Below are 20,087 nucleotides of genomic sequence, written 5' to 3' on the forward strand. Positions count from 1 at the left end.
ACGTTGTTACAAACGCGAAACACTTTGCAAACCCTTGTTTTCTAAGACAGTTCTACAGTGGCAACTGGTTTGCGGCAAGGACCGTCGAGGTGGTCCCGTAAGCACTTGCGTCAACTTTGCCGGCAAGCGTTGAAGAAATGCCGCACCGCAGTTGAATGCAATTTGTAATTATATCCCGAAATTTTTCGCGGCCCCCGCGCGAACCCAGACCCCATAGGCGGGTCGAGTAGCGGTGGGCGGCGACGTCTATCGCGAATCAATCGCGCCAAGGCCCGGATACACAGGGCGCAATCGCTTTTGCATGTTTACAATGCGAAGCATCGGCTTCGCGGCGAACCTTTTCCATGTGGCCCACGCTTTGCATGCACAACCCGAATCACACCAACCTCACGATCAATTGGAACATTTAACCATCGCCCAGCGTAATGCCGAGAACGCAAAGCTCGCGAGCTATGCGCACCGGCCGCTTGCGTTCCTTTTCCGCTTCATTCGCCGCCATCCGCTCGCGCATGCGATCGTCCTGTGCAGCGTGTTCGCGGCCGTGGGCTGTGCGCTCGCTTCGCAGTACGCGATCAAACATTTGATCGACGTGCTTGGCGAAGGCCGGCACCATCCCGGCCCGCTGTGGGGCGCATTCGCCATCCTGGTCGGCCTGATCGCCGCCGACAACCTGCTGTGGCGGGTCGGCGGCTGGGTCGCCGCGCATACGTTCGTCGCCGTGACCGGCGACCTGCGGCGCGATCTGTTCCAGTATCTGAGCGGACACTCACCCACCTACTACTCCGAAAAGCAGCCGGGCATGCTTGCCAGCCGGATCACGGCGACATCGAACGCGGTCTACACGGCTGAGAACACCACCGCATGGAACGTGCTGCCGCCGTGTATCGCGGTGCTCGGCGCGATCGTCATGATCATCGCGGTGAATCCGCTGATGGCCTGCGGTCTGATGCTGTGCTCAGCCATTCTGTCAGTCGTGCTGTACAAGCTGGCCGGGCGCGGCTCCGCGCGCCATCACCATTTCGCCACCAAGGCGGCGTCGGTGGACGGCGAACTGGTCGACGTGATCAGCAACATGGGCCTCGTGCGCGCTTTCGGCATGACGTTTCGCGAGCAGCAGCGCTTCGGCGCAACGGTCAAGGCCGAGATGGACGCGCGCCAGCAGAGCTTGCTGTATCTGGAAAAGCTGCGTCTGCTGCATGCAGTGATCACCGCGCTGCTCTCGGCGGGCTTGCTGGGCTGGGCGCTGTGGCTGTGGGATCAAGGCAAGGCGACCTCGGGCGACATCGTGCTCGTCAGCTCGCTCGGCTTCACGATCTTGCACGGCACGCGCGATCTGGCCGTGGCGCTCGTCGACGTCACGCAGCACGTGGCGCGTCTTGCTGAAGCCGTACGCACGCTGCTCGAGCCGCACGGCATGCCGGACCGCGACGGCGCGACCGAACTCGTTCCGCAAGGCGGCCGCGTCGATTTCGAAGGCGTGACGTTCGCCTATCCGCGCCGCCGTCCGATCCTCGACCACTTCGATCTGCATATCGAACCCGGCCAGCGCGTCGGTCTGATCGGCAAGTCGGGCGCGGGCAAGTCCACTGTTCTGGCGCTGTTGCAGCGTTTCTACGAGACGCAGGGCGGCGCGATCAGGATCGACGGCCAGGACATTGCCACGATCACGCAGGACAGCCTGCGCCATGCAATCGCACTGGTGCCGCAGGATATTTCACTGTTCCACCGCACGGTGTACGAGAACATCGCCTACGGACGCCCGGAGGCAAGCCGTGACGAAGTGCTCGCGGCCGCGCGCGAGGCGCGCTGCGCGGACTTCATCGAGGCGATGCCGGAAGGCTACGACACGATTGTCGGCGACCGCGGCGTGAAGCTGTCGGGCGGCCAGCGTCAGCGGATCGCCATTGCACGCGCGATCCTCAAGAACGCGCCGATCCTGCTGCTCGACGAAGCCACCTCGGCGCTCGACAGCGCGTCGGAAGAAGCGATCCAGAAAGCGCTCGACCGGCTGATGGTCGGCCGCACCGTGATCGCGATCGCGCACCGTCTGTCGACGCTGAACAACTTCGACCGGATCATCGTGATGAGCGCCGGCAAGGTTATCGACGACGGCAGTCCGGAAGAACTGCGCCAACGTCCGGGCCTCTATCGCGACCTGCTCACCAAGCAGTATGGCAAGGGCCACACGCTGCACATCGGCGGCAAGAAGGTCGACGAACAGCACGTGGTTTAAGCCTGCGAACGCGGCATGATTCCAGCCGCGAGCCGTTATCGCCATAAGAAAAGCCGCTCGAGAGCGGCTTTTCTTTTACGCGCGTTGCAATCGGAAGCGCCGACCTCGGCCTACCCCGCCTGCGTCTCGCGCGCTGCTTTTTTCCCCGACACCGCGCGCGCTTTCCCGCTTCGGGTGCTCTTTGCACCAGCGACGCCCTGCAAATCGCGCATGAAGTTATCGCGCCACACCGACACATTGTTCTCGCGCAACTGCACCATCATTTCGCGATGACGCGCCTGACGCTCCGCGAGCGGCATGTCGAGCGCCCGCGCGAGCGCCTCCGCCATGCCGTCGATATCGACCGGATTGACGATCAGCGCGCCGTCCAGCTCCTGTGCGGCGCCGGCAAAGCGCGACAGCACGAGCACGCCGGGATTGTCCGGATCCTGCGCCGACACATATTCCTTGGCGACGAGGTTCATGCCGTCGCGCAACGGCGTCACATAGCCGACGTGCGCGGTGCGGAACAGCGCGGCCAGCACCGAGCGCTCGTACTGCTTGTGGATGTAGAGAATCGGCGTCCAGTCCAGTTCGGCGAAGCGCCCGTTGATGCGCCCCGACTCCCCTTCCAGCTGCAAACGGATGTCCTGATACGCGTGCATGTCGGCGCGCGTTGGCGGCGCGATCTGCAGAAACGACACCTTGTTGCGTTGCGCGGTCGCGTGTTCGAGCAGCCGCTCGAAGGCGCGAAACCGCTCGACCAGTCCCTTCGAATAATCGAGCCGGTCGACGCTCATGATCAGCTTGCGCGAATGCAGCGTCGCCTTCATGGTGCGCACCGGTTTGCCGCGCTCGCCCGCTTTCGCGAGTTCGGCGATCTCGTCCGGATAGACGCCGATCGGATACGCCGCCGCGCGCAGCGTGCGGCCGAACGCGTGGATCATCAGCGGGCCTTTCGCCGATGCGTCGACCGAGCCGTTCGCCTCGTTGACGATGTAGTCGCAAAACGCGCGCAGATCCGGCGCTGTCTGGAAGCCGAGCAGATCGAACGAACACAGCGCTTCGACGAGTTCTCGATGCGGCGGCACCGCCAGCAACACCTGCGAAGCCGGAAACGGAATATGCAGGAAAAAGCCGATGCGGTTCTTCACGCCCGCCGCGCGCAGCGCCTGCGCGAACGGAATCAGATGGTAGTCGTGGACCCAGATCACGTCGTCTTCGCGCAGCAACGGCACGAGCTGTTGCGCGAGCCACGCATTGACGCGGCAGTAGCCCTCGAAGTCGTGCCGGTCGTACTGCACCAGATCGGCGCGATAGTGGAACGCGGGCCACAGCGTGGCGTTAGAGAAGCCACGATAGTACTGATCGTAATCGCGGCGCATCAGCGCGATGGTCGCGAAGGTCACCGGGCCGCGCTCCTCGACCTTGATCTGCGGCTGGCCCGAGCTGAGCACGTCGCCGCTCCAGCCGAACCACATGCCGCCGGTTTCCTTCAGCGCGTCGTACACGCCGACCGCCAGACCACCCGCCGCCGGGCCGCCCTCCGAGATCGGCGCAACCCGGTTCGATACGATGATCAGTCGGCTCATGAAGCGCGATTCCCGATGCAGTACTTTGTTTGCTTTGGATGATGCGGCGCGGCCATCATGCGGCGCGCGCCGCCGCAACGATCGATGCCAGCCAGTCGAGCAGACCCGACACCGAGTCGATACGCGTATGCGCCAGCGTCTCGCCCGGACCGACCTTGATCGACACGCCGCCGCGTTCGTTGACGACGGCGAAGCCTTTCTCGTCGGTCAAATCGTCGCCGGCAAAGACTGGCTTGCGGCCGACGAAAGGCGGCTCGTCGAGGAACGCGCGCAACGCGCGGCCCTTATCGACATCTTTAGGTTTGATTTCGTAGACCATCTTGCCGGGCTGCAGCACGTAGGAGCCGGCATAATCGGCCACCAGCCGCTCGGTCGCCTCGCGCGCCACCGGCTCGCGGTCCGGCGCATTGCGGTAATGCAGCGCCACGGCCGCACCCTTGATCTCGAGCAGCATGCCGGCGTTCTCGTTGACCACCTGCGCGAGCACCTGCTCCATGCGTAGCAGCCGCTCGTCGTGAAAGCCGATGCGCTGCGTGTCGCCGTTGGCGTCGCGCCGTTCGGCGCCGTGCAGGCCGGCGATCGGCAGATCGGGCATGTTGAGAAAACTGTCGATGCTGTCGATACCGCGGCCCGACACGACCGCGACCGCACCGTTCGTCAAGCTGCGCAACTCGCTCAGCAAATCGATCACGCGAGGTTGCACCAGCACGCCGTCCGGCGTGGGAGCCAGTTCGACGAGCGTGCCGTCGAAATCGAAGAAAAATGCCGTCTCGCTCGGAGACAGAACAGCCGGAAGTGCTTGCATCGGTTAGTTTTGCCTTTCAGCCTTCTGCGGCCGGAAAAGTGTGCGCATCTTACCGCGCATCCATCAATTTTTCGAGAAAGTAAGGCTCGGCACAAGCCCAGCCGGGTGCCGCAGGCGGGCCTCGGCGGCGATTGCGTTCAAAATGGGAACAATCCGACTTCAACCGGCTTTCAGCCGCCTGCGTCAAATTGCCTCGCAAACCGCGCGCCCGTGGGCGCTGCGCAACGTCGTCCGCTAATTTGCGCTAAAGTCGCAGCCACGCGAAACATTGCCGTTACGACCATATTTGCACACTATGACCGCGCAAGCGCCGCATGCGCATCGAGCAGCGCCGCAATTCAATCGAGTAACCAAACCCAGCTTTGTTCCCGATCTTCTCATCCCGGCACTCGCAACCGCACTTCGCAATGTCACGCTGGCCGCGGTCCGCGCGTCTGTTCGCGCTGACGCTGATGCTGGGCGCACTGACGGCGCTCGCCGGCTGCACGCATCGCACCGAAACGTGGCAGTTGACCAATGTGAGCGGCCATCTGCCGGATCTCGACTTCAAGCTGACCGGCGACGACGGCAAACCCGTCACCGGCGATTCGTTCAAGGGCCGCGTCTCGCTCGTCTATTTCGGCTACACCCATTGCCCGGACGTCTGTCCTGAAACGATGGGCCGGCTCATGCAGGTGCTCGGCAAGCTCGGCCCCGACGCGCAGAAGGTGCGCATCCTGTTCATCACCGTCGATCCCGCGCGCGACACGGCGCAGGCGTTGCACGATTACGTCGGCGCCTTCGATTCGCAACATGCCGAAGGGCTGACCGGCACCGACTGGCAGATCGAGTCGCTCGCCAAGCGTTACCGCGTTGCCTATCAGATGGAAAAGCGCGACCCCAGCGGCAACTACGAAGTCACCCATAGTTCCGCCGTCTACGTGTTCGACAGCCAGGGTCACGCGCGCCTGCTGGCCACCGATCACGACACACCCGATGCGATCGCGCAGGACCTGCGCCGCATCATCGATGACCGTTCCTGACCTTTCCCGAGTTCAACCATGTCGATCAAGATCAAAACGTTCGCTGCACTGAGTTGTGCCCTCGCCCTTTCGTTCGGTGCCGCATCGACCGCGCAAGCGGCCGGCGCCAATGCGATCAGCGTTAAGGACGCGTGGGTTCGCTGGCTGCCCAACAACCTGCCCGCCGCCGGCTACGCGACGCTCGTCAACGCGAGCGACAAACCGGTCGATCTCGTCGATATCTCCAGCAACGACTACGGCGACGCAATGCTGCATCAGACCGTGTCGAACGGTTCGTCGCAGAAGATGGTGATGGTCGACAAGCTGACGGTGCCCGCGCACGGCCAGGTCGCGATCGCGCCCGGCGGCTATCACGTGATGCTGGAAGACGCGAAGCACAAGGTCGCGCCGGGCGACACCGTGCATCTCACGCTCAAATTCTCCGACGGCGAAACGCTCGACACGCCGTTCGCGGTCAAGTCGCCGGCGCAAACCAAGTAACCAGGCAACGTGCCGCGATGAACCTGCTCTACTGGCTCGATCCCTGGGAGTTTTCGCCGACCGTCGTGATCGCGCTGCTGGTGCCCGCGATCCTGTTCGTGCGTGGCGCGCGTAAAGCGAAGGTGTCGGTCGCGCGGCGCATCTCCTTCTGGTTCGGGCTGGTGGCGTTATACGTCGCGTTGCATACGCGGCTCGATTATTTCTTCGAGCATGAGTTCTTCATGCATCGCGCGCAGCATCTGGTGCTGCATCACCTCGGGCCGTTTTTTATCGCGCTGTCGTATCCGGGCGCCGCGTTGCGCGCGGGTATTCCGTTTAGCTGGCGGCAGCGCTTCGTGCGGCCCGCTCTGGGAACGCCGGTGGTGCGCAAACTGCTCGACGTGGTGATGCACCCGGTGGTCGCGGTCACGTTGTTCGTTGGGCTGATCTACTTCTGGCTCATGTCGCCGATTCATTTCGTGGCGATGCTCGACTGGCGGCTTTATCGCGTAATGAACTGGAGCATGGTGATCGACGGCCTGCTGTTCTGGTGGCTCGTGCTCGATCCGCGTCCCGCGCCGCCCGCGCGTTTGTCGCCAGGCATGCGCGTGCTGGTCGTGATCGCCGCGATTCCGCCGCAGATCATTCTCGGCGCGTTCATCTTCTTCACGCCGCACGAGCTGTATCCGATCTACTCGATCTGCGGCCGCGCGTTCACGTGGTTGAGCCCGATGCGCGATCAGCAGATCGGCGGGCTGTTGCTGTGGATCCCGGGTTCGATGATGAGCGTGATCGGCGCGCTGCTCGCCTTGCGGCACTGGATGCGGCTGTCGGCGCGCGGACGTTTGCGTAGCGAAAGGCGCGCGAAAGCCAAGCAGTCCCTAGCGCCGGCGCGCGGCCAGCACTGAGCCTACGATTCGATTGACAGCCCGGCGCGCCCGCGCCGGACTCAGCTTGCTGTAGCCGCTTCAGGCCGACCGCATCCACACGTGCGGAATGCCGTCTTCTTCGTGAATCTCCGAAACCGGCGTGAAGCCGAACGCGCCATAGAAACCTTGAAGATGCGCCTGCGCATGCAAGCGAATCGGCGTACCGGGCCACTGCGCGCGAATATGCGTCAGCGACCGCTCGAGCATCGCATTGCCCAGACCGATGCCGCGGAAATCGGCGGTCGTGAGCACGCGGCCGATGCGGATATCGGTGTCGTCCGCATCGGGCACCAGCACGCGCAGATAGCCCGCGAGCGCCGGGCGTCGTTCATCGGCTCCGTACACCAGCAGATGCCACGCATCCATATCGAGCCCATCGATATCGCCGTACAAGCAGTTCTGCTCGACGACGAACACCGCGGCGCGTGCGCCCAGCATCGTATAAACCTCGACGCCCGTGAGATCGTGAAAGGATTTCCAGCGCCAATCGAGTTGTGCCAGCCGCATGGCGGCGGTTTGCTGCGGTTCAGTCATGACAACGTTCTACAGAAAGAGTCGCGCCGCACCTGAAGCGGCGATGCGTGATTATGCCGCGCGTGACGGCTTCGCCGCCGTGCCGCGCTCAGTTGCGATGCGCAGCGCGCGCCTTCGACGCCTGTTTGTGGCTGTACATCGCAGCGTCGGCGGCCGCCAGCAGTTCGGCAATGGATTGGTGCCGGGCGCAATCGTATTGAACCTGCCCGACGCTATAGCGGATGTGATAGCCACGCTGCGCTTCGGCATTGCGCGCGTCCAGCATCTGCGTGAGACGCTGCGTCACTTCCTGCGTGGCACCGCTGTCCGAATCGGTGAGCAGCACGACAAACTCGTCGCCGCCGAGCCGCCCGATCACGTCGCTTTCACGCAGCGCGGTACGCAAGACGTCGGCGAAGGTCTTCAGCGCGCGATCGCCTTCGGCGTGGCCGAGCGTGTCGTTGATCTGCTTGAAATCGTTCAGGTCGAAGAACAGCAGCGACGCCGGTTTGTGCATCCGCTTGCAAACGTTCAGCGCATGTTGCGCGAGCGCCTCGAAACCGCGCCGGTTCGACAGCAGCGTCAGATCGTCAAGCGTGGCCAACTGGACCGCCGCCAATTCCTGCTCGGCCATGCGCGCCAGATCGCGCAGGAGTTGACGTTCTTCTTCGTCGAGGCCGCGCGGCTTGGTGTCGATCAGACAGAGCGTGCCGAGCTTGCTGCCGTTGGGCACCGTCAGCGGACAACCGGCGTAGAAGCGGATACTCGGGTTGTCCGTAACGAGCGGATTGTCGTGAAAGCGCTCGTCCGCGAGCGTGTCGGGCACCATCAGGATTTCGTCGCCGAGAATCGCGTGCGCGCAGAACGATACGTCGCGCGAGGTCTCGCTCGCCTCCAGGCCGACACACGACTTGAACCATTGACGGTCCGCGTCGACGAGACTCACGAGCGCGATGGGCACGCCGAAGAGCCGCTTGGCGAGCCGGGTCAGACGATCGAAGCGCTCTTCGGGCAACGTATCGAGAATATGCAGCGCACGCAAAGTGTCGAGACGGGCGCTTTCGTTCGTGGGCGTCGGTGGGACATGCATGTTGGATTCCCTTGGGCGACCGGCTTGGCCGAAGTGGTAGGCGGGTAGTGTATAGCTGTGTGCTTCACCTTGGGGCAAAACCACGGCGCGAGAGTTCCCGCCGATTGCGCGCGCGTCGGACCCGCGCTCGATCCTCACTTACGCCGATGCAGGCCGCATCGGGCTGCCACGCGCGCGTGGAGACGGCTTTGCTATGGGTTGGCAAAGACCGGTTCGACGGGCCGCGCGAGGCAGTCGATCAGATTACCGGGGCCACACAGATGCAGCGCGCCGACCACGACCAACGTGCGCTCCGGCCGCGTGAGCAACTCCGTCAGGCGCGTCGCCCATGCGCAATTGCGCGCGTCTAGAATCGCATGCCGGATGCCCGGCAGATTGAACATTGGCGACTCGATGGCGATTTGGTGCACGGCGGGCAGATCGCCATCCAGCCAGGCTGCGTGCATGCGCTCGAGCGTGCGCTGCGGTTCGTCGAGATCGGCCATCAGCAGGCCAAGCGCTGCGCCGACCGCATCTAGCGGAATCGATTCAAGCGCCGCCGCTACCTCGTCCGCGGTCTCGAGATACCGATAGGGCTTGGCCTGCGTGATCGCCGAGCGCAGCATGCGCGGCTCGACACCTTCGACGACCTGCTGGAACAAGGTCGGCGCGACGATCAGCGCGGCCCACGGACGCAGATCGGCGAGTGGCGCCAAAGGTCCATCAACGGGCCACGCCGCCTGGAGTTGCCGCCATGCGTCGGCGGAAAGAAAGGGCTGCAGTTGCTGCGCGCTGCCTGGTTGGTCGGCCTTGAGAAACGGCAGGATCGTCGGCGGATCGGACTCGAAGACGAGCGCTTCGGCCCAGTCGTAGGCCTCGGCGATCCACGGCGGCGTTCTGCGGCTCGTCGCCGGAAATAGATGCATCGAGCCGAGCAGGCGAACTTGGGTGCCGGTGAGTTGTAGGTACATGCAGCCTCGGTGTGGACGGGCAATGACGCAGGAATCAGACGCGCGGACAAATGATCGATCACGTGCAGAATGGATTGTGCGCCGCATCGGCCACGGCATCTGCCACGATAGCGGCAACGCGGAGACTCAGCCCATATAAAAATAAAGCCCCGGAGGATGGGGCTCCACTTCGGGGAAAAATCGGCCGCTGTCTATTCTGTATGCGCCTTCATCGAATGCAGTTCCGTGTAGCCGATATTCCCAGGTTTTACCGGACGACAACGGGAACGCGACCTGCCAATTGACCACCACTTCCGCGCCGGCGATCGCTTGGTTCGGCGGCTGGGTCAAGCCCGACGATTTCGCCGATGACAAGCAATGCTTACGAACGCGAGAATGGGTATTGCACACTCTACATTAATGGCAATTGCCGAATGCACTCAATGCATCGTTCCGTGTGTTAACCGATTGGCAAAACACAGTTGAAAGACAATAAAGCGAAAGTGAAAGTGCGCGCGAAGCAATTGGTAAATAAGCATTTGATGCCGGCGTTCGAACCTGTTGCGCAGTACTGTGCCGTTCGCGCCTCTTCGAAGCACTGATGATCGCGAGTGACCAACATGCTGGCTACCCCATGGCCCTGCAACGAAACCAGCAACCGCGCCAGCCCCCATCCGCTTCGCCGGCGAAACCGACGCCGAAAAAAGAAAAGCCCCGACGAGTCGGGGCTTTTCTTTACATCAACTACTGGAGGCGCGAGCCGGAGTCGAACCGGCCTAAACGGCTTTGCAGGCCGCTGCATAACCGCTTTGCTATCGCGCCGCAAGCGGACTGGAACCTAGCAACAGATTCGCAGATTTTGTCGGGCGGACAACCGGCAGAACCGGGCCACCAAACAAAAAGGGAAGCGTTGCTTCCCCTTATGTATGGAGCGGGAGACGAGGCTCGAACTCGCGACCTCAACCTTGGCAAGGTTGCGCTCTACCAACTGAGCTACTCCCGCATTGAACTGCTTCACAACGCACTGCACTTCTACTTGCCAAACAATGCGCTGCTTTAAAAATTTGGAGCGGGAGACGAGGCTCGAACTCGCGACCTCAACCTTGGCAAGGTTGCGCTCTACCAACTGAGCTACTCCCGCATTGTGCTGCTTTTGCCGTGCTATCTGCTGCCTTGTTACCGCAACTACTCTCTTACTGCCACCGACGTTTCGAACTGCGCGCATCGGAGAAACGAGATTATGGAGAAACGACTGAAACGTGTCAACCCCTTTTGCGAATCTCTTTTACTGAACAGATTTCACTCATGCGACAACGAAGTTCGGACACGCTCCGAGCGCCCTCCACCACGACGAAACCTCAGGCCACCCCGCCCCGTTCGCGGATCTGCGGCCACGCGAGCTTCATGTAGTAGAGCATCGACCAGATCGTCAGGAACGCAGCCAGATAGATGAGCCACAGGCCCCACACGCGCGTGTCGACCACCACGCCGCCGCCGAACTGCAGCGGGCCGTAGAACAGCAGCATGGGAATCGCCACCATCTGGCAAACGGTCTTGAACTTGCCGAGCGAATTCACCGCGACGCTCTTCGACGCGCCGATCTGCGCCATCCATTCGCGCAACGCCGAGATCGCGATCTCGCGCCCGACGATCACGAGCGCAATCGCCGAATCGATTCGCGCGAGTTGCACGAGCACCAGCAACGCGGCGGTCACCATCAGCTTGTCGGCGACCGGATCGAGGAACGCGCCGAATGCCGAGGTCTGATTCCACTTGCGCGCCAGATAGCCGTCGAACCAGTCGGTCAGCGCCGCCAGAATGAAGATGGTCGCGGCCGCCAGATTGCGGTGCGCGGGGCTCATCATCATGTCGGGCAAATAGAACACACCGACGACGAGCGGGATCAGGACGATCCGCAGCCAGGTCAGGAAAATCGGGAAATTAAACGGCATGGGCAGGCGCAGCGTCTGGCAAGGGAGATGCAATTGTGCCGTGTCATAAGGCCTGCCACAAGCAAAGCGGCGCGCAGGGCTTGCGGTGCGCGCCGCCGCGGCGCTGTTCGACAGCGGTTGAGCGGCCGGCCGCGGCCGCCGCAATCAGTGCAATTGCCGGTAAATCTGCTCCGCAAGTGCCTGCGAAATGCCTTCGACGCTCGCCAGATCCTCGACACTGGCCGCAACCACGCCACGCAGTCCGCCAAAGCGCGCGAGCAGCCGTTGACGCCGCTTCGCGCCCACGCCTTCGAGTTCTTCGAGCCGCGAGGTCTGGCGCGTCTTGCCGCGCTTCGCGCGCATGCCCGTAATGGCGAAGCGGTGCGCTTCGTCGCGGATCTGTGCGACCAGCATGAGTGCTGCGCTTTCCTTGCCGAGTTCGAGCGGCGCGCGGCCGTCGGCGAAAATCAGGGTTTCGAGGCCGACTTTGCGCCCTTCGCCCTTCGCGACACCGACCAGCATGCCGGTATCGAGACCCAGTTCCGTGAACACCTGACGCGCGATTTCGACCTGGCCCTTGCCGCCGTCGATCAGCACGATGGTGGGCAGGATGCCGCCGGCCGCGACCGGCTCCGCGGCGTCCGGCGTGAGCGACGGATCGGCGGCCGCATCGCTTTGCAACTCGGCGGCTTCGTCGGCGGCATTCGCGGCGGCTTGCTCGACCATCTTCTCGTAACGGCGCGTGAGCACCTGGCGCATCGCGGCGTAGTCGTCGCCGGGCGTGATGCCGGTGATGTTGTAGCGGCGGTACTCCGACGACTGCATCTTGTGATGGTGATACACCACGCACGACGCCTGGGTCGCCTCGCCCATCGTGTGGCTGATGTCGAAGCATTCGATACGCAAATGCGCGAGATCGTCGCACTCCATGCCGAGCGTGTCCGTGAGCGCGCGCGTGCGGGCTTGCTGCGAGCCCTGCTCCGAAAGCAGGCGCGCGAGCGCGAGCCGCGCGTTCTGTTCGGCCATCGTAAGCCAGGCGCGCCGTTGTCCTTGCGGCTGGCGCAGCACCGTGACCTTGTGGCCGGCTTGTTCGATCAGCACGTCGACCAGTTCGCGGTTGGCGGGTGCGTGGCTGACTACCAGCACCGGCGGCACGCGATTGCCCAGGTAATGCTGGGCGATGAATGCTTCGAGGACTTCGGCTTCGATGCCGCCGGTTGCAGCACGGCCTTTGCGCGGCTTTGCGGGTTCGGAGCCGGCTTCTTCGGCTACGTCGACTTCTTCGGCGGCGTCGTTCTGCTCGTTCTCTTCGTCCTCCGATGGCATCTCTTGCGCGATCGCGAGAGCGTCGGCGGTATCGGCCAACGCTGCCGTTTCATCATCAATGACATCGTCTCCCGCGAGCGAGTTCGACGCGAGCGCGACACTGGCCAACGCCGCGTCGTCTTCTTGCAATCCGCCCTCGTCGGCGGTCAGCGCGCTTTCAACATGCGCCGGAAAATACGCCTTGTCGCCCAGATGCCGTCCGCCGCGCACCATCGCCAGATTCACGCACACGCGGCCGCCTAGCGCGACCACCGCGAGAATGTCCACGTCGCTATCGCTGCCGACTTCAATCGCCTGCTGATGCAGCACCGTCGACAGCGAACTCATCTGGTTGCGCACCGCCGCGGCCTGCTCGAACTTCAGCTCGCTCGCGAACGCGTGCATCTTCTGCTCGAGCTCCTTCATCACCTCGCCCTGCCGGCCGAGCAGAAAGCGCGAGGCGTTGGCGACGTCGCGCGCGTAGTCCTCTTCATTGATCGCCGCGACGCACGGCGCCGTGCAACGGCCGATCTGATGCAGCAGACAAGGCCGCGTGCGGTTGTTGAACACCGAGTCTTCGCAGGTGCGCAACTGGAATACGCGCTGCAGGATCTGGATGCTCTCGCGCACCGCCCACGCGCTCGGAAACGGACCGAAGTACTGATTCTTGCGATCCACCGCGCCACGGTAATACGCCATGCGCGGAAACTTGTGACCGGTCAGCTTGAGGTAGGGATACGACTTGTCATCGCGAAACAGAATGTTGTAGCGCGGCGCGAGCGCCTTGATCAGATTGTTTTCGAGCAGCAGCGCTTCGGCCTCGGAGCGCGTGACGGTCGTTTCGATGCGCGCAATGCGCGTCACCATCATCGCGATACGTGGCGACAGCAGCGTCTTGGTGAAGTAGCTCGACACGCGCTTCTTCAGATCGCGCGCCTTGCCCACGTAAAGCACCGCGCCGTGCGTATCGTAATAGCGATAGACGCCGGGCAGATGCGGCAGTTGGGCGAGCACTTTTTTCGGCTCGAAAGCGTCGGTTGCTTCGGGTTCGGTCATGCAGAATCGGTCGGGTGGGACGGTCTCGCCAAGCATTCCTCCGTTGCCGCGCGCCGTAGCGAACCACAGGACGCCATGCGCGCGCAATCGTGAACGAGTGCTTTAGAATCGCCAGTTTAGAGCATTCCGCGCGCGTCCGAGCCTTGTTGGCCTGAATCGGGTCACGCTTCGGCGGCAGCTTCGTCATGCCGCGGCGAAGTGCAACGCCATCGGATCGCTCGCACTGCCTCGCTCCTTCCATCCGTCCGAATCCGCGACCCAGGCCATCATGTCTTCCGCTACGCCCCAATCCGAGCATGCTGCCGACGCGCCCACGGCAATCGCCTGCGATATCTTCTGTGCGGTGATCGACAATTTCGGCGACATCGGCGTGTGCTGGCGGCTCGCGCGCCAACTCGCGAGCGAACACGGCTGGCAGGTGCGCGTGTTCGTCGACGATCTGCACGCGTTTCAGAAGCTGTGCCCATCGCTGACGTTAGAGCGCGCGCGCCAGACGGTGGGCGGCATCGTCGTCGAACATTGGCACGAGCCGGCCCATGCGGGCGATACGCTCGAAGTCGCCGACGTCGTGATCGAGGCGTTCGGCTGCGAACTGCCGCCCATTTATGTCGCCGCGATGGCGGCGCGCGAGCGCACGCCGGTGTGGTTCAACCTCGAATATCTGAGCGCCGAGGATTGGGTGGCGGATTTCCATCTGCGGCCGTCGCCTCATCCGCGCTATCCGCTGACCAAGACGTTCTTTTTCCCCGGACTAGGCCCCGGCACCGGCGGCGTGCTGAAGGAACGGCATCTCGACGGCGCGCGCGCGGATTTTGAAGCGTCGCCCAGCGCGCGCGCGGCATGGTGGCGGCAAACCACCGGCCACGCGCCGCCGCCCGCCGCTGCCACGGTCGTCTCGCTGTTCGCCTATGAAAACCCCGCCGTCGACAGCCTGCTCGAACAATGGCGCGACAGCGCGGAGCCGGTCGCCCTGCTGGTGCCCGAAGGCCGCATTTCAGGCGCGGTGGCGCGCTTTTTCGACCTCCCGGCGTTCGGCGCCGGCTCGCATGCGATGCGCGGCAATCTCAGCGCGCACGCCCTCGCCTTCACCGACCAGCCCGGCTACGACGCGCTGCTGTGGGCGAGCGAAATCAATTTCGTGCGCGGCGAGGATTCGTTCGTGCGCGCGCAGTGGGCCGCCAAACCGTTCGTCTGGCACATCTACCCGCAAGCCGACGACGCCCATCTGCCGAAGCTCGACGCCGCGCTCGCGCACTACGCGCGCACCCTGCCCGCCGACGCCCGCGACGCGCTCGCGCGCTTCTGGCACGCCTGGAACGGCACGGGCCGGCCGGACTGGGCGCAATTCCGGCATCACTTGCCGGCGCTCAGGCACCGCGCGGCGGCGTGGGCCGGAGAACTGGCTCAAGTGGGCGACCTCGCCGGAAATCTGGCCTTGTTCGCAAAAACTCAGTTAAAATAAGCGGTTATCCAACGGCCGACGACGCAAGCGCGGCCCGATCGCAGCGGCGCAATCCAGACAACTCACTTTGGCGGCGCGCCAACCTTGGCCTCGAAAGGGGCCAGATATTTCCTAAGTCACAGCTTGATGCCGGAAATATCGAAAAGGGACGTATGTTGCGAATCGGCGCCACTCGTGTACACGCCCGCACAGGGTAAAAAAGCAGGTAACGGATCGCTGGGAGTGGCTGAGACCGCGCGTTTGCGGTACTCCCGCCGCGCCCCGCGGCAAGCCGGCCACGCTTGACCCGCTCGCGACTCGCCGAACCGCTTCTGCGGTGCGGCGCGCGGCGGCAAAGCGCCGAAGCCGCTTGCGCCGTATGCCGTTGAGCACAAGTTGAAGCTACTTAATTCGTACAGGACAGTTTTATGAAGACCGCACAGGAACTCCGCACCGGCAACGTCGTGATGATCGGCGCAGACGCAATGGTTGTGCAAAAGGCCGAATACAACAAATCGGGCCGCAACTCCGCCGTCGTCAAGATGAAGTTCAAGAACCTGCTGACCGGCGCAGGCATGGAAAGCGTGTACAAGGCCGACGACAAGTTCGACGTCGTCGTGCTGGAACGCAAGGAAGTGACGTACTCGTACTTCGCTGACCCGATGTACGTGTTCATGGACGCCGACTACAACCAGTTCGAAGTCGAAGGCGAAATGATGGGCGACGCCCTTCATTACCTCGAAGACGGCATGGCTTGCGAAGTCGTGTTCTACAACGAGAAAGCCATCTCGGTCGAACTGCCGACCACGCTGGTCCGCGAAATCATCTACACGGAACCGGCTGTCAAGGGCGACACGTCGTCGGGCAAGGTGTTGAAGAACGCCAAGCTGAACACCGGTTTCGAACTGCAAGTGCCGCTCTTCTGCAACATCGGCGACAAGATCGAAATCGACACGCGTACGCATGAGTACCGCAGCCGCGCGTAAGCGCCCTGCTCGCCTGAATCCAGCGCTCTAACGGGGGCGCTGCGAAAAAAATGGCAAAAAAAGCGCCCAATTTGGGCGCTTTTTCTTTTTTGCGCCACCGTGTATGGTTAAGGAAAACTTTACCGGCAAACTTCGCCAAATTGCCACACCTCGACTTCAAATTTCCCGTATGCCGTCCTACAAACCATTGATAAGTTTATATAAATTATCGTGGCACGGTCCATGCTTGTCTCTGGATATAGGCCAGTACGGCTTTATTTCTTCAACCCCGGAGATGCGGCATGAATAACGACATCGCTGAAGGCAAGTGGAAGCAAATGGTTGGGAAGGCCAAGACAGCATGGGGTGAACTGACGGACGACGAGTTGACCAAGGCCGAAGGCCGCGCTGACAAGCTCGCCGGTTTGATCCAGGAACGTTACGGCAAGACACGTGAAGAAGCGGAACGCGAAGTGCGGCGTTTCTTCGACAGCAATCGGGATTTCTGACAGCCCGAGTGAAGGAAATACAGGCGCTCGGTCCTCGCGTTACAAACGTAATGACCGATTGCCAGGTAAAAACACAAAGGACCGAACCGATTGAGCCGAATCGCCGCCGTTCTGCCGGTGCCACGCCTGGCGTGCGCGCCGGACGAGTTGCCTACGTCAGCCGGCTGCGCCTTCAACGCGACCGCGTATGTCGTAGTTGCGCACGCGGCGCAGGATCCGACTCGGCATCCGACCGACAGTACCGGCCAGCATCGCGCCCGTGCCGCGCGCCAACGTATCGGCGCAGCGCATCGGGTATTCCATCCATCTAAAAATTGCGCTCGCCATGCCACACGCCCTGATTGTTGAAGACGATCCCAATAGCCTGTCAGGCCTGTCCGCCATCCTGGCAGCCGACGGTTTTTCCGTCGATACCGCGACGACGATCGCGGAGGCCCGGGCCGCGTTGACGCGTTTCATTCCCGACGTCGTGCTGGTCGACCTGAACCTGCCGGACGGCAGCGGGCTCGACCTGCTGCAGCACCTGCCCGCCCATCCGCCCGGTGGCGCCCTGCCCGTGATCGTGATGACCGGCAATGCGACAGTGGAAAGCGCGATCGAAGGTTTGCGCCACGGCATCTGGGATTACCTGCTCAAGCCGGTCAACATTCCCCGTTTGCGCAGCCTGCTCGCGCGCATTCCGCGGCCATACGAACTGACCGAAGAAGTTCAGACGTTGCGCGCGTCGCTGCGTCAACTAGGTCGTTTCGGCTCGATGCTCGGCCGCAGCGGCGCGATCCAGCACGTCTACGACACGATTGAACATATCGCGCCGACTGAAGCCGCTGTGCTGATTTCCGGCGAAACCGGCACCGGCAAGCAGATCGCGGCGCGCACGATGCACGACATGAGCCGGCGCCGCAAAGGTCCGTTCATCACGTTCGACTGCCGGAGCGCGAATAGCGCGGGCGTGCAACGCTCGCTCGATAGCCTGCTGTTCGGTCACGAACGCGGCGCGTTCAACGGTGCCGAGCAGCGCGAACCGGGCCTGTTCGAACAGGCGAGCGGCGGCACGCTGTTCATCGAGGAAATCGCCGAGTTGCCGCGCGCCCAGCAGGAAGCGCTGTTGCGCGCGCTCGATTCGCAGACCTTTATGCGGGTCGGCGGCACGAATCAGGTGGTGACGGACTTCCGCCTAATCGCGTCGACGCGCAAAGCGCCGCGCGCGGCGGTAGCCGACGGCAGCCTGCACGAAGACCTGGCGCTACGCCTCGAAGCCGCAGCCGTCACGCTGCCGCCGCTGCGCGAGCGCGGCGAAGATCCGGCGCTGATCGCCCAGGCGGTCGTCGACGAGTTGAATCACGAAGGCTTGACTCGCGGCAGCGCGGAGAGCGCCAAACAGGTTGCGCCGAATTTCCTGCGCGAATGCCTCGCGTACGAATGGCCAGGCAATGTACGTGAATTGCAGGACCGCGTGCGGCGCGCGTATCACGCGTCCGGCGACGTGCTGGAGTCGCTGCGCGCCGACGAGGCCGGCTCGGCGAACGGCCGCGATCTGAACGGCAGTCGCGTGCAGGTCACCGTGGGCACGCCGCTCGCGGACGTCGAGGAAATGCTGATTCGCGCGACGCTCGACGCGGTCGGCGGTACGCGTCACCGGGCGGCGTCGCTGCTGGGTATCAGTCCCAAGACGCTATACAACAAGCTGCAGCGTATGCGCCTGAACTAACAGCCGCGGCGATCGTTTGCGGTTCGCCTTGAACGAAAAAACGGCGCCTTCATATTGAAGGCGCCGTTTTTTTGCGATGCTTGCCGGGTGTTCGGGCTGCCTATGCAAACGCGCTACGCAACAGCGCCTGCGCTTGCAGATATTGCGGATCGGCGACCAGCTTGCTCCACTTCAACGCTTTGCCGCGCGGCCGCATGCGTTGCAAGCGCCGTTGCGATTCCTTCGACGGCGTGAAGCGCAGCGCATCCAGCACCTTCTCCGCTTCGTCCGGCTGATTGCAGATCAGCACCATGTCGCAGCCGGCCTGCAGCGCGGCGCTCGCGCCTTCGGTCAGCGTGCCGCCCTGGCGCGCAGCTTCCATCGACAGATCGTCGCTGAAAATCGCGCCTTCAAAGCGCAGCTTGTTGCGAAGAATGTCCTGCAGCCAGACACGCGAGAAACCCGCCGGCTTCGAGTCGACCTGCGGATAGATCACATGCGCCGGAATCACCGACCCGAGCGACAGGCCGAGCCAGTCGTACGGCGCCACGTCGTCGCGCAAAATCTCCTCGAGCGAACGGTCGTCGACCGGCATGGCGACATGCGAATCCGCGTGGGCGAAGCCGTGTCCCGGGAAATGCTTGCCGCAATTGCTCATGCCGGCCAAGGCGAGTCCATGGTTCAGGCTCTTGGCGAGCAACGCCACCACGCGCGGATCGCGGTGGAACGAGCGGTCGCCGATTACCTGCGATTGTCCGTAGTTCAGATCGAGCACCGGCGTAAAGCTCATGTCGATGCCGCATGCGCGCAGTTCCGTCGCGAGGATATAGCCGACGGCCGTCGTCACTTTGGTGGCGTGCAGCACGTCGCTGTCCCACAACGCGCCGAGCTTGCCCATTGCGGGCAGCACCGTGAAGCCGTCGGTGCGAAAGCGTTGCACGCGGCCGCCTTCGTGATCGACGGCGATCAGCAGATCGTCGCGAATGTCGCGGATCGAATCGGTCAGCGCGATCAGTTGCGCGCGGCTCTCGTAGTGGCGCGCGAACAGGATCACGCCGCCGGTCATGGGATGGGCGAGGCGGCGCTTGTCGTCGTGGTTCAGCGTTTTGCCGACCACGTCGAGCATCACCGGTCCGGGAATGGTTTTCATCGATTTCCGCTGGAAAAAAGCCTGGAGCAAGAAGAGACGCGGCAGACCTTCGCCGCGTTCAAGGTATTTTTATTCGGCGATGTCGGCCGCGCCCGCTTGCGCCGTTTCCGCGATCACGAACGACACCGCGTAGTCGCGCTCGTCGCTGATCGTCACGCGCGCCGTGATGCCGCGCGCGTCGAGCCACTCGGCCAGTTCACCGGACGCGACCACCATCGGCTCGCCGCTCGGTTTGTTGAGCGTTTGCAGCGCGCGCCAGGTCATCGGCCAGTGCATGCCGAGGCCGATCGCTTTCGAAAATGCTTCTTTCGCCGAGAAGCGCGTGGCGAGAAACGCGAGACCGCGCGCCGCCGAACGCGCGTGGCGCGCGTGATAGACGCGCAGTTCGTCGGGACCGAGCACCTTCTCGGCGAAGCGGCCGTTGGTGCGCGTCATGACCGCGGCCACGCGGCTGACCTGAACGATGTCCGTGCCGATGCCGTAGATCGCCAT

The 20,087-nt window shown here is 63.2% G+C and carries 18 protein-coding genes and 3 tRNA genes; 8 read left to right on the top strand and 13 right to left on the bottom strand.

The features are described 5' to 3' along the window. The first annotated feature begins 397 nt into the window (after positions 1-397). Positions 398-2,233 carry an ABC transporter ATP-binding protein gene (locus BPHYT_RS14255; protein WP_041759014.1) on the top strand — a complete coding sequence of 612 codons (1,836 nt, stop codon included), beginning with the start codon at positions 398-400 and terminating at the stop codon, positions 2,231-2,233. A gap of 110 nt (positions 2,234-2,343) precedes the next feature. Here BPHYT_RS14255 and otsA read toward each other — a convergent pair whose 3' ends face one another. After that, on the bottom strand, positions 2,344-3,804 hold the full coding sequence (otsA, locus tag BPHYT_RS14260) for an alpha,alpha-trehalose-phosphate synthase (UDP-forming) (protein WP_012433859.1): 1,461 nt from the start codon (positions 3,802-3,804) through the stop codon (positions 2,344-2,346). 55 nt (positions 3,805-3,859) lie between these two features. Next, the gene (gene otsB / locus BPHYT_RS14265; RefSeq protein WP_012433860.1) at positions 3,860-4,609 is read right to left on the bottom strand and encodes a trehalose-phosphatase; all 750 of its coding nucleotides are present in this window, start codon (positions 4,607-4,609) and stop codon (positions 3,860-3,862) included. Between the two features lie 407 nt (positions 4,610-5,016). Here otsB and BPHYT_RS14270 point away from each other — a divergent pair, with 407 nt between their 5' ends. The 3 genes from BPHYT_RS14270 to BPHYT_RS14280 are packed head-to-tail and all read left to right on the top strand — an operon-like array spanning position 5,017 to position 6,998. After that, positions 5,017-5,631 carry an SCO family protein gene (locus tag BPHYT_RS14270; RefSeq protein ID WP_012433861.1) on the top strand — a complete coding sequence of 205 codons (615 nt, stop codon included), beginning with the start codon at positions 5,017-5,019 and terminating at the stop codon, positions 5,629-5,631. Positions 5,632-5,649: 18 nt separating this feature from the next. Continuing rightward, positions 5,650-6,111: a copper chaperone PCu(A)C gene (locus tag BPHYT_RS14275; protein WP_012433862.1), complete on the top strand. Its 462-nt coding sequence runs from the start codon at positions 5,650-5,652 to the stop codon at positions 6,109-6,111. 17 nt (positions 6,112-6,128) lie between these two features. Continuing rightward, positions 6,129-6,998: a cytochrome c oxidase assembly protein gene (locus tag BPHYT_RS14280; RefSeq protein WP_012433863.1), complete on the top strand. Its 870-nt coding sequence runs from the start codon at positions 6,129-6,131 to the stop codon at positions 6,996-6,998. A 60-nt stretch (positions 6,999-7,058) separates the two neighbouring features. Here BPHYT_RS14280 and BPHYT_RS14285 read toward each other — a convergent pair whose 3' ends face one another. The 8 genes from BPHYT_RS14285 to uvrC all read right to left on the bottom strand — a co-directional run bounded on the left by BPHYT_RS14285 (position 7,059) and on the right by uvrC (position 13,843). After that, positions 7,059-7,553, bottom strand: coding sequence for a GNAT family N-acetyltransferase (locus tag BPHYT_RS14285; RefSeq protein WP_012433864.1), 495 nt, complete (start codon positions 7,551-7,553; stop codon positions 7,059-7,061). Between the two features lie 88 nt (positions 7,554-7,641). Further along, positions 7,642-8,622 carry a sensor domain-containing diguanylate cyclase gene (locus BPHYT_RS14290; protein ID WP_012433865.1) on the bottom strand — a complete coding sequence of 327 codons (981 nt, stop codon included), beginning with the start codon at positions 8,620-8,622 and terminating at the stop codon, positions 7,642-7,644. Positions 8,623-8,813: 191 nt separating this feature from the next. Continuing rightward, positions 8,814-9,572 (bottom strand): TraB/GumN family protein, encoded by a 759-nt coding sequence (locus BPHYT_RS14295; RefSeq protein ID WP_012433866.1) that lies wholly within the window; start codon positions 9,570-9,572, stop codon positions 8,814-8,816. Positions 9,573-10,299: 727 nt separating this feature from the next. Continuing rightward, positions 10,300-10,373 (bottom strand) — tRNA-Cys (locus BPHYT_RS14300). Positions 10,374-10,478: 105 nt separating this feature from the next. Next, positions 10,479-10,554, bottom strand: a tRNA-Gly gene (locus tag BPHYT_RS14305). 62 nt (positions 10,555-10,616) lie between these two features. Continuing rightward, positions 10,617-10,692, bottom strand: a tRNA-Gly gene (locus tag BPHYT_RS14310). Between the two features lie 217 nt (positions 10,693-10,909). After that, positions 10,910-11,503, bottom strand: coding sequence for a CDP-diacylglycerol--glycerol-3-phosphate 3-phosphatidyltransferase (gene pgsA / locus BPHYT_RS14315; RefSeq protein WP_012433867.1), 594 nt, complete (start codon positions 11,501-11,503; stop codon positions 10,910-10,912). 144 nt (positions 11,504-11,647) lie between these two features. Continuing rightward, positions 11,648-13,843: an excinuclease ABC subunit UvrC gene (gene uvrC, locus BPHYT_RS14320; RefSeq protein WP_012433868.1), complete on the bottom strand. Its 2,196-nt coding sequence runs from the start codon at positions 13,841-13,843 to the stop codon at positions 11,648-11,650. A gap of 268 nt (positions 13,844-14,111) precedes the next feature. Between uvrC and earP the strand changes: the two genes are divergently transcribed. From earP to BPHYT_RS14335, 3 genes are all read left to right on the top strand, one after another. Beyond that, positions 14,112-15,305 (top strand): elongation factor P maturation arginine rhamnosyltransferase EarP, encoded by a 1,194-nt coding sequence (gene earP, locus BPHYT_RS14325; protein ID WP_012433869.1) that lies wholly within the window; start codon positions 14,112-14,114, stop codon positions 15,303-15,305. A gap of 407 nt (positions 15,306-15,712) precedes the next feature. Beyond that, positions 15,713-16,270: an elongation factor P gene (gene efp, locus BPHYT_RS14330; RefSeq protein WP_012433870.1), complete on the top strand. Its 558-nt coding sequence runs from the start codon at positions 15,713-15,715 to the stop codon at positions 16,268-16,270. 281 nt (positions 16,271-16,551) lie between these two features. Further along, entirely contained in the window at positions 16,552-16,758 is a 207-nt protein-coding gene (locus BPHYT_RS14335; protein WP_012433871.1) for a CsbD family protein, read from the top strand. Between the two features lie 156 nt (positions 16,759-16,914). On the opposite strand, the gene BPHYT_RS38675 is transcribed toward BPHYT_RS14335, so the two are convergent. Beyond that, a complete protein-coding gene (locus BPHYT_RS38675) occupies positions 16,915-17,085 on the bottom strand; it encodes a hypothetical protein (protein ID WP_167315748.1) in 171 nt (56 codons plus the stop codon). Here BPHYT_RS38675 and BPHYT_RS14340 point away from each other — a divergent pair. Further along, positions 17,084-18,466, top strand: a complete 1,383-nt coding sequence (locus BPHYT_RS14340) for a sigma-54-dependent transcriptional regulator (protein WP_012433872.1) — start codon at positions 17,084-17,086, stop codon at positions 18,464-18,466. The two genes, BPHYT_RS38675 and BPHYT_RS14340, sit on opposite strands and share 2 nt — an antisense overlap. A gap of 100 nt (positions 18,467-18,566) precedes the next feature. Here BPHYT_RS14340 and nagZ read toward each other — a convergent pair whose 3' ends face one another. Next, complete coding sequence (gene nagZ / locus BPHYT_RS14345) at positions 18,567-19,595, bottom strand: beta-N-acetylhexosaminidase (protein ID WP_012433873.1); 1,029 nt, start codon at positions 19,593-19,595, stop codon at positions 18,567-18,569. A 69-nt stretch (positions 19,596-19,664) separates the two neighbouring features. Next, the gene (gene acpS, locus BPHYT_RS14350) at positions 19,665-20,087 is read right to left on the bottom strand and encodes a holo-ACP synthase (RefSeq protein ID WP_012433874.1); all 423 of its coding nucleotides are present in this window, start codon (positions 20,085-20,087) and stop codon (positions 19,665-19,667) included.

The sequence above is a fragment of the Paraburkholderia phytofirmans PsJN genome (assembly GCF_000020125.1).
Lineage (GTDB): Bacteria > Pseudomonadota > Gammaproteobacteria > Burkholderiales > Burkholderiaceae > Paraburkholderia > Paraburkholderia phytofirmans.

What these genes read in the sequence shown, in the direction of transcription:
- otsA (WP_012433859.1), bottom strand. Translation starts at nt 3,804, where the DNA reads ATGAGCCGACTGATCATCGTATCGAACCGGGTTGCGCCGATCTCGGAG.
- otsB (WP_012433860.1), bottom strand. Translation starts at nt 4,609, where the DNA reads ATGCAAGCACTTCCGGCTGTTCTGTCTCCGAGCGAGACGGCATTTTTC.
- BPHYT_RS14270 (WP_012433861.1), top strand. Translation starts at nt 5,017, where the DNA reads ATGTCACGCTGGCCGCGGTCCGCGCGTCTGTTCGCGCTGACGCTGATG.
- BPHYT_RS14275 (WP_012433862.1), top strand. Translation starts at nt 5,650, where the DNA reads ATGTCGATCAAGATCAAAACGTTCGCTGCACTGAGTTGTGCCCTCGCC.
- BPHYT_RS14280 (WP_012433863.1), top strand. Translation starts at nt 6,129, where the DNA reads ATGAACCTGCTCTACTGGCTCGATCCCTGGGAGTTTTCGCCGACCGTC.
- BPHYT_RS14285 (WP_012433864.1), bottom strand. Translation starts at nt 7,553, where the DNA reads ATGACTGAACCGCAGCAAACCGCCGCCATGCGGCTGGCACAACTCGAT.
- BPHYT_RS14290 (WP_012433865.1), bottom strand. Translation starts at nt 8,622, where the DNA reads ATGCATGTCCCACCGACGCCCACGAACGAAAGCGCCCGTCTCGACACT.
- BPHYT_RS14295 (WP_012433866.1), bottom strand. Translation starts at nt 9,572, where the DNA reads ATGTACCTACAACTCACCGGCACCCAAGTTCGCCTGCTCGGCTCGATG.
- pgsA (WP_012433867.1), bottom strand. Translation starts at nt 11,503, where the DNA reads ATGCCGTTTAATTTCCCGATTTTCCTGACCTGGCTGCGGATCGTCCTG.
- uvrC (WP_012433868.1), bottom strand. Translation starts at nt 13,843, where the DNA reads ATGACCGAACCCGAAGCAACCGACGCTTTCGAGCCGAAAAAAGTGCTC.
- earP (WP_012433869.1), top strand. Translation starts at nt 14,112, where the DNA reads ATGTCTTCCGCTACGCCCCAATCCGAGCATGCTGCCGACGCGCCCACG.
- efp (WP_012433870.1), top strand. Translation starts at nt 15,713, where the DNA reads ATGAAGACCGCACAGGAACTCCGCACCGGCAACGTCGTGATGATCGGC.
- BPHYT_RS14335 (WP_012433871.1), top strand. Translation starts at nt 16,552, where the DNA reads ATGAATAACGACATCGCTGAAGGCAAGTGGAAGCAAATGGTTGGGAAG.
- BPHYT_RS14340 (WP_012433872.1), top strand. Translation starts at nt 17,084, where the DNA reads ATGCCACACGCCCTGATTGTTGAAGACGATCCCAATAGCCTGTCAGGC.
- BPHYT_RS38675 (WP_167315748.1), bottom strand. Translation starts at nt 17,085, where the DNA reads ATGGCGAGCGCAATTTTTAGATGGATGGAATACCCGATGCGCTGCGCC.
- nagZ (WP_012433873.1), bottom strand. Translation starts at nt 19,595, where the DNA reads ATGAAAACCATTCCCGGACCGGTGATGCTCGACGTGGTCGGCAAAACG.
- acpS (WP_012433874.1), bottom strand. Translation starts at nt 20,087, where the DNA reads ATGGCGATCTACGGCATCGGCACGGACATCGTTCAGGTCAGCCGCGTG.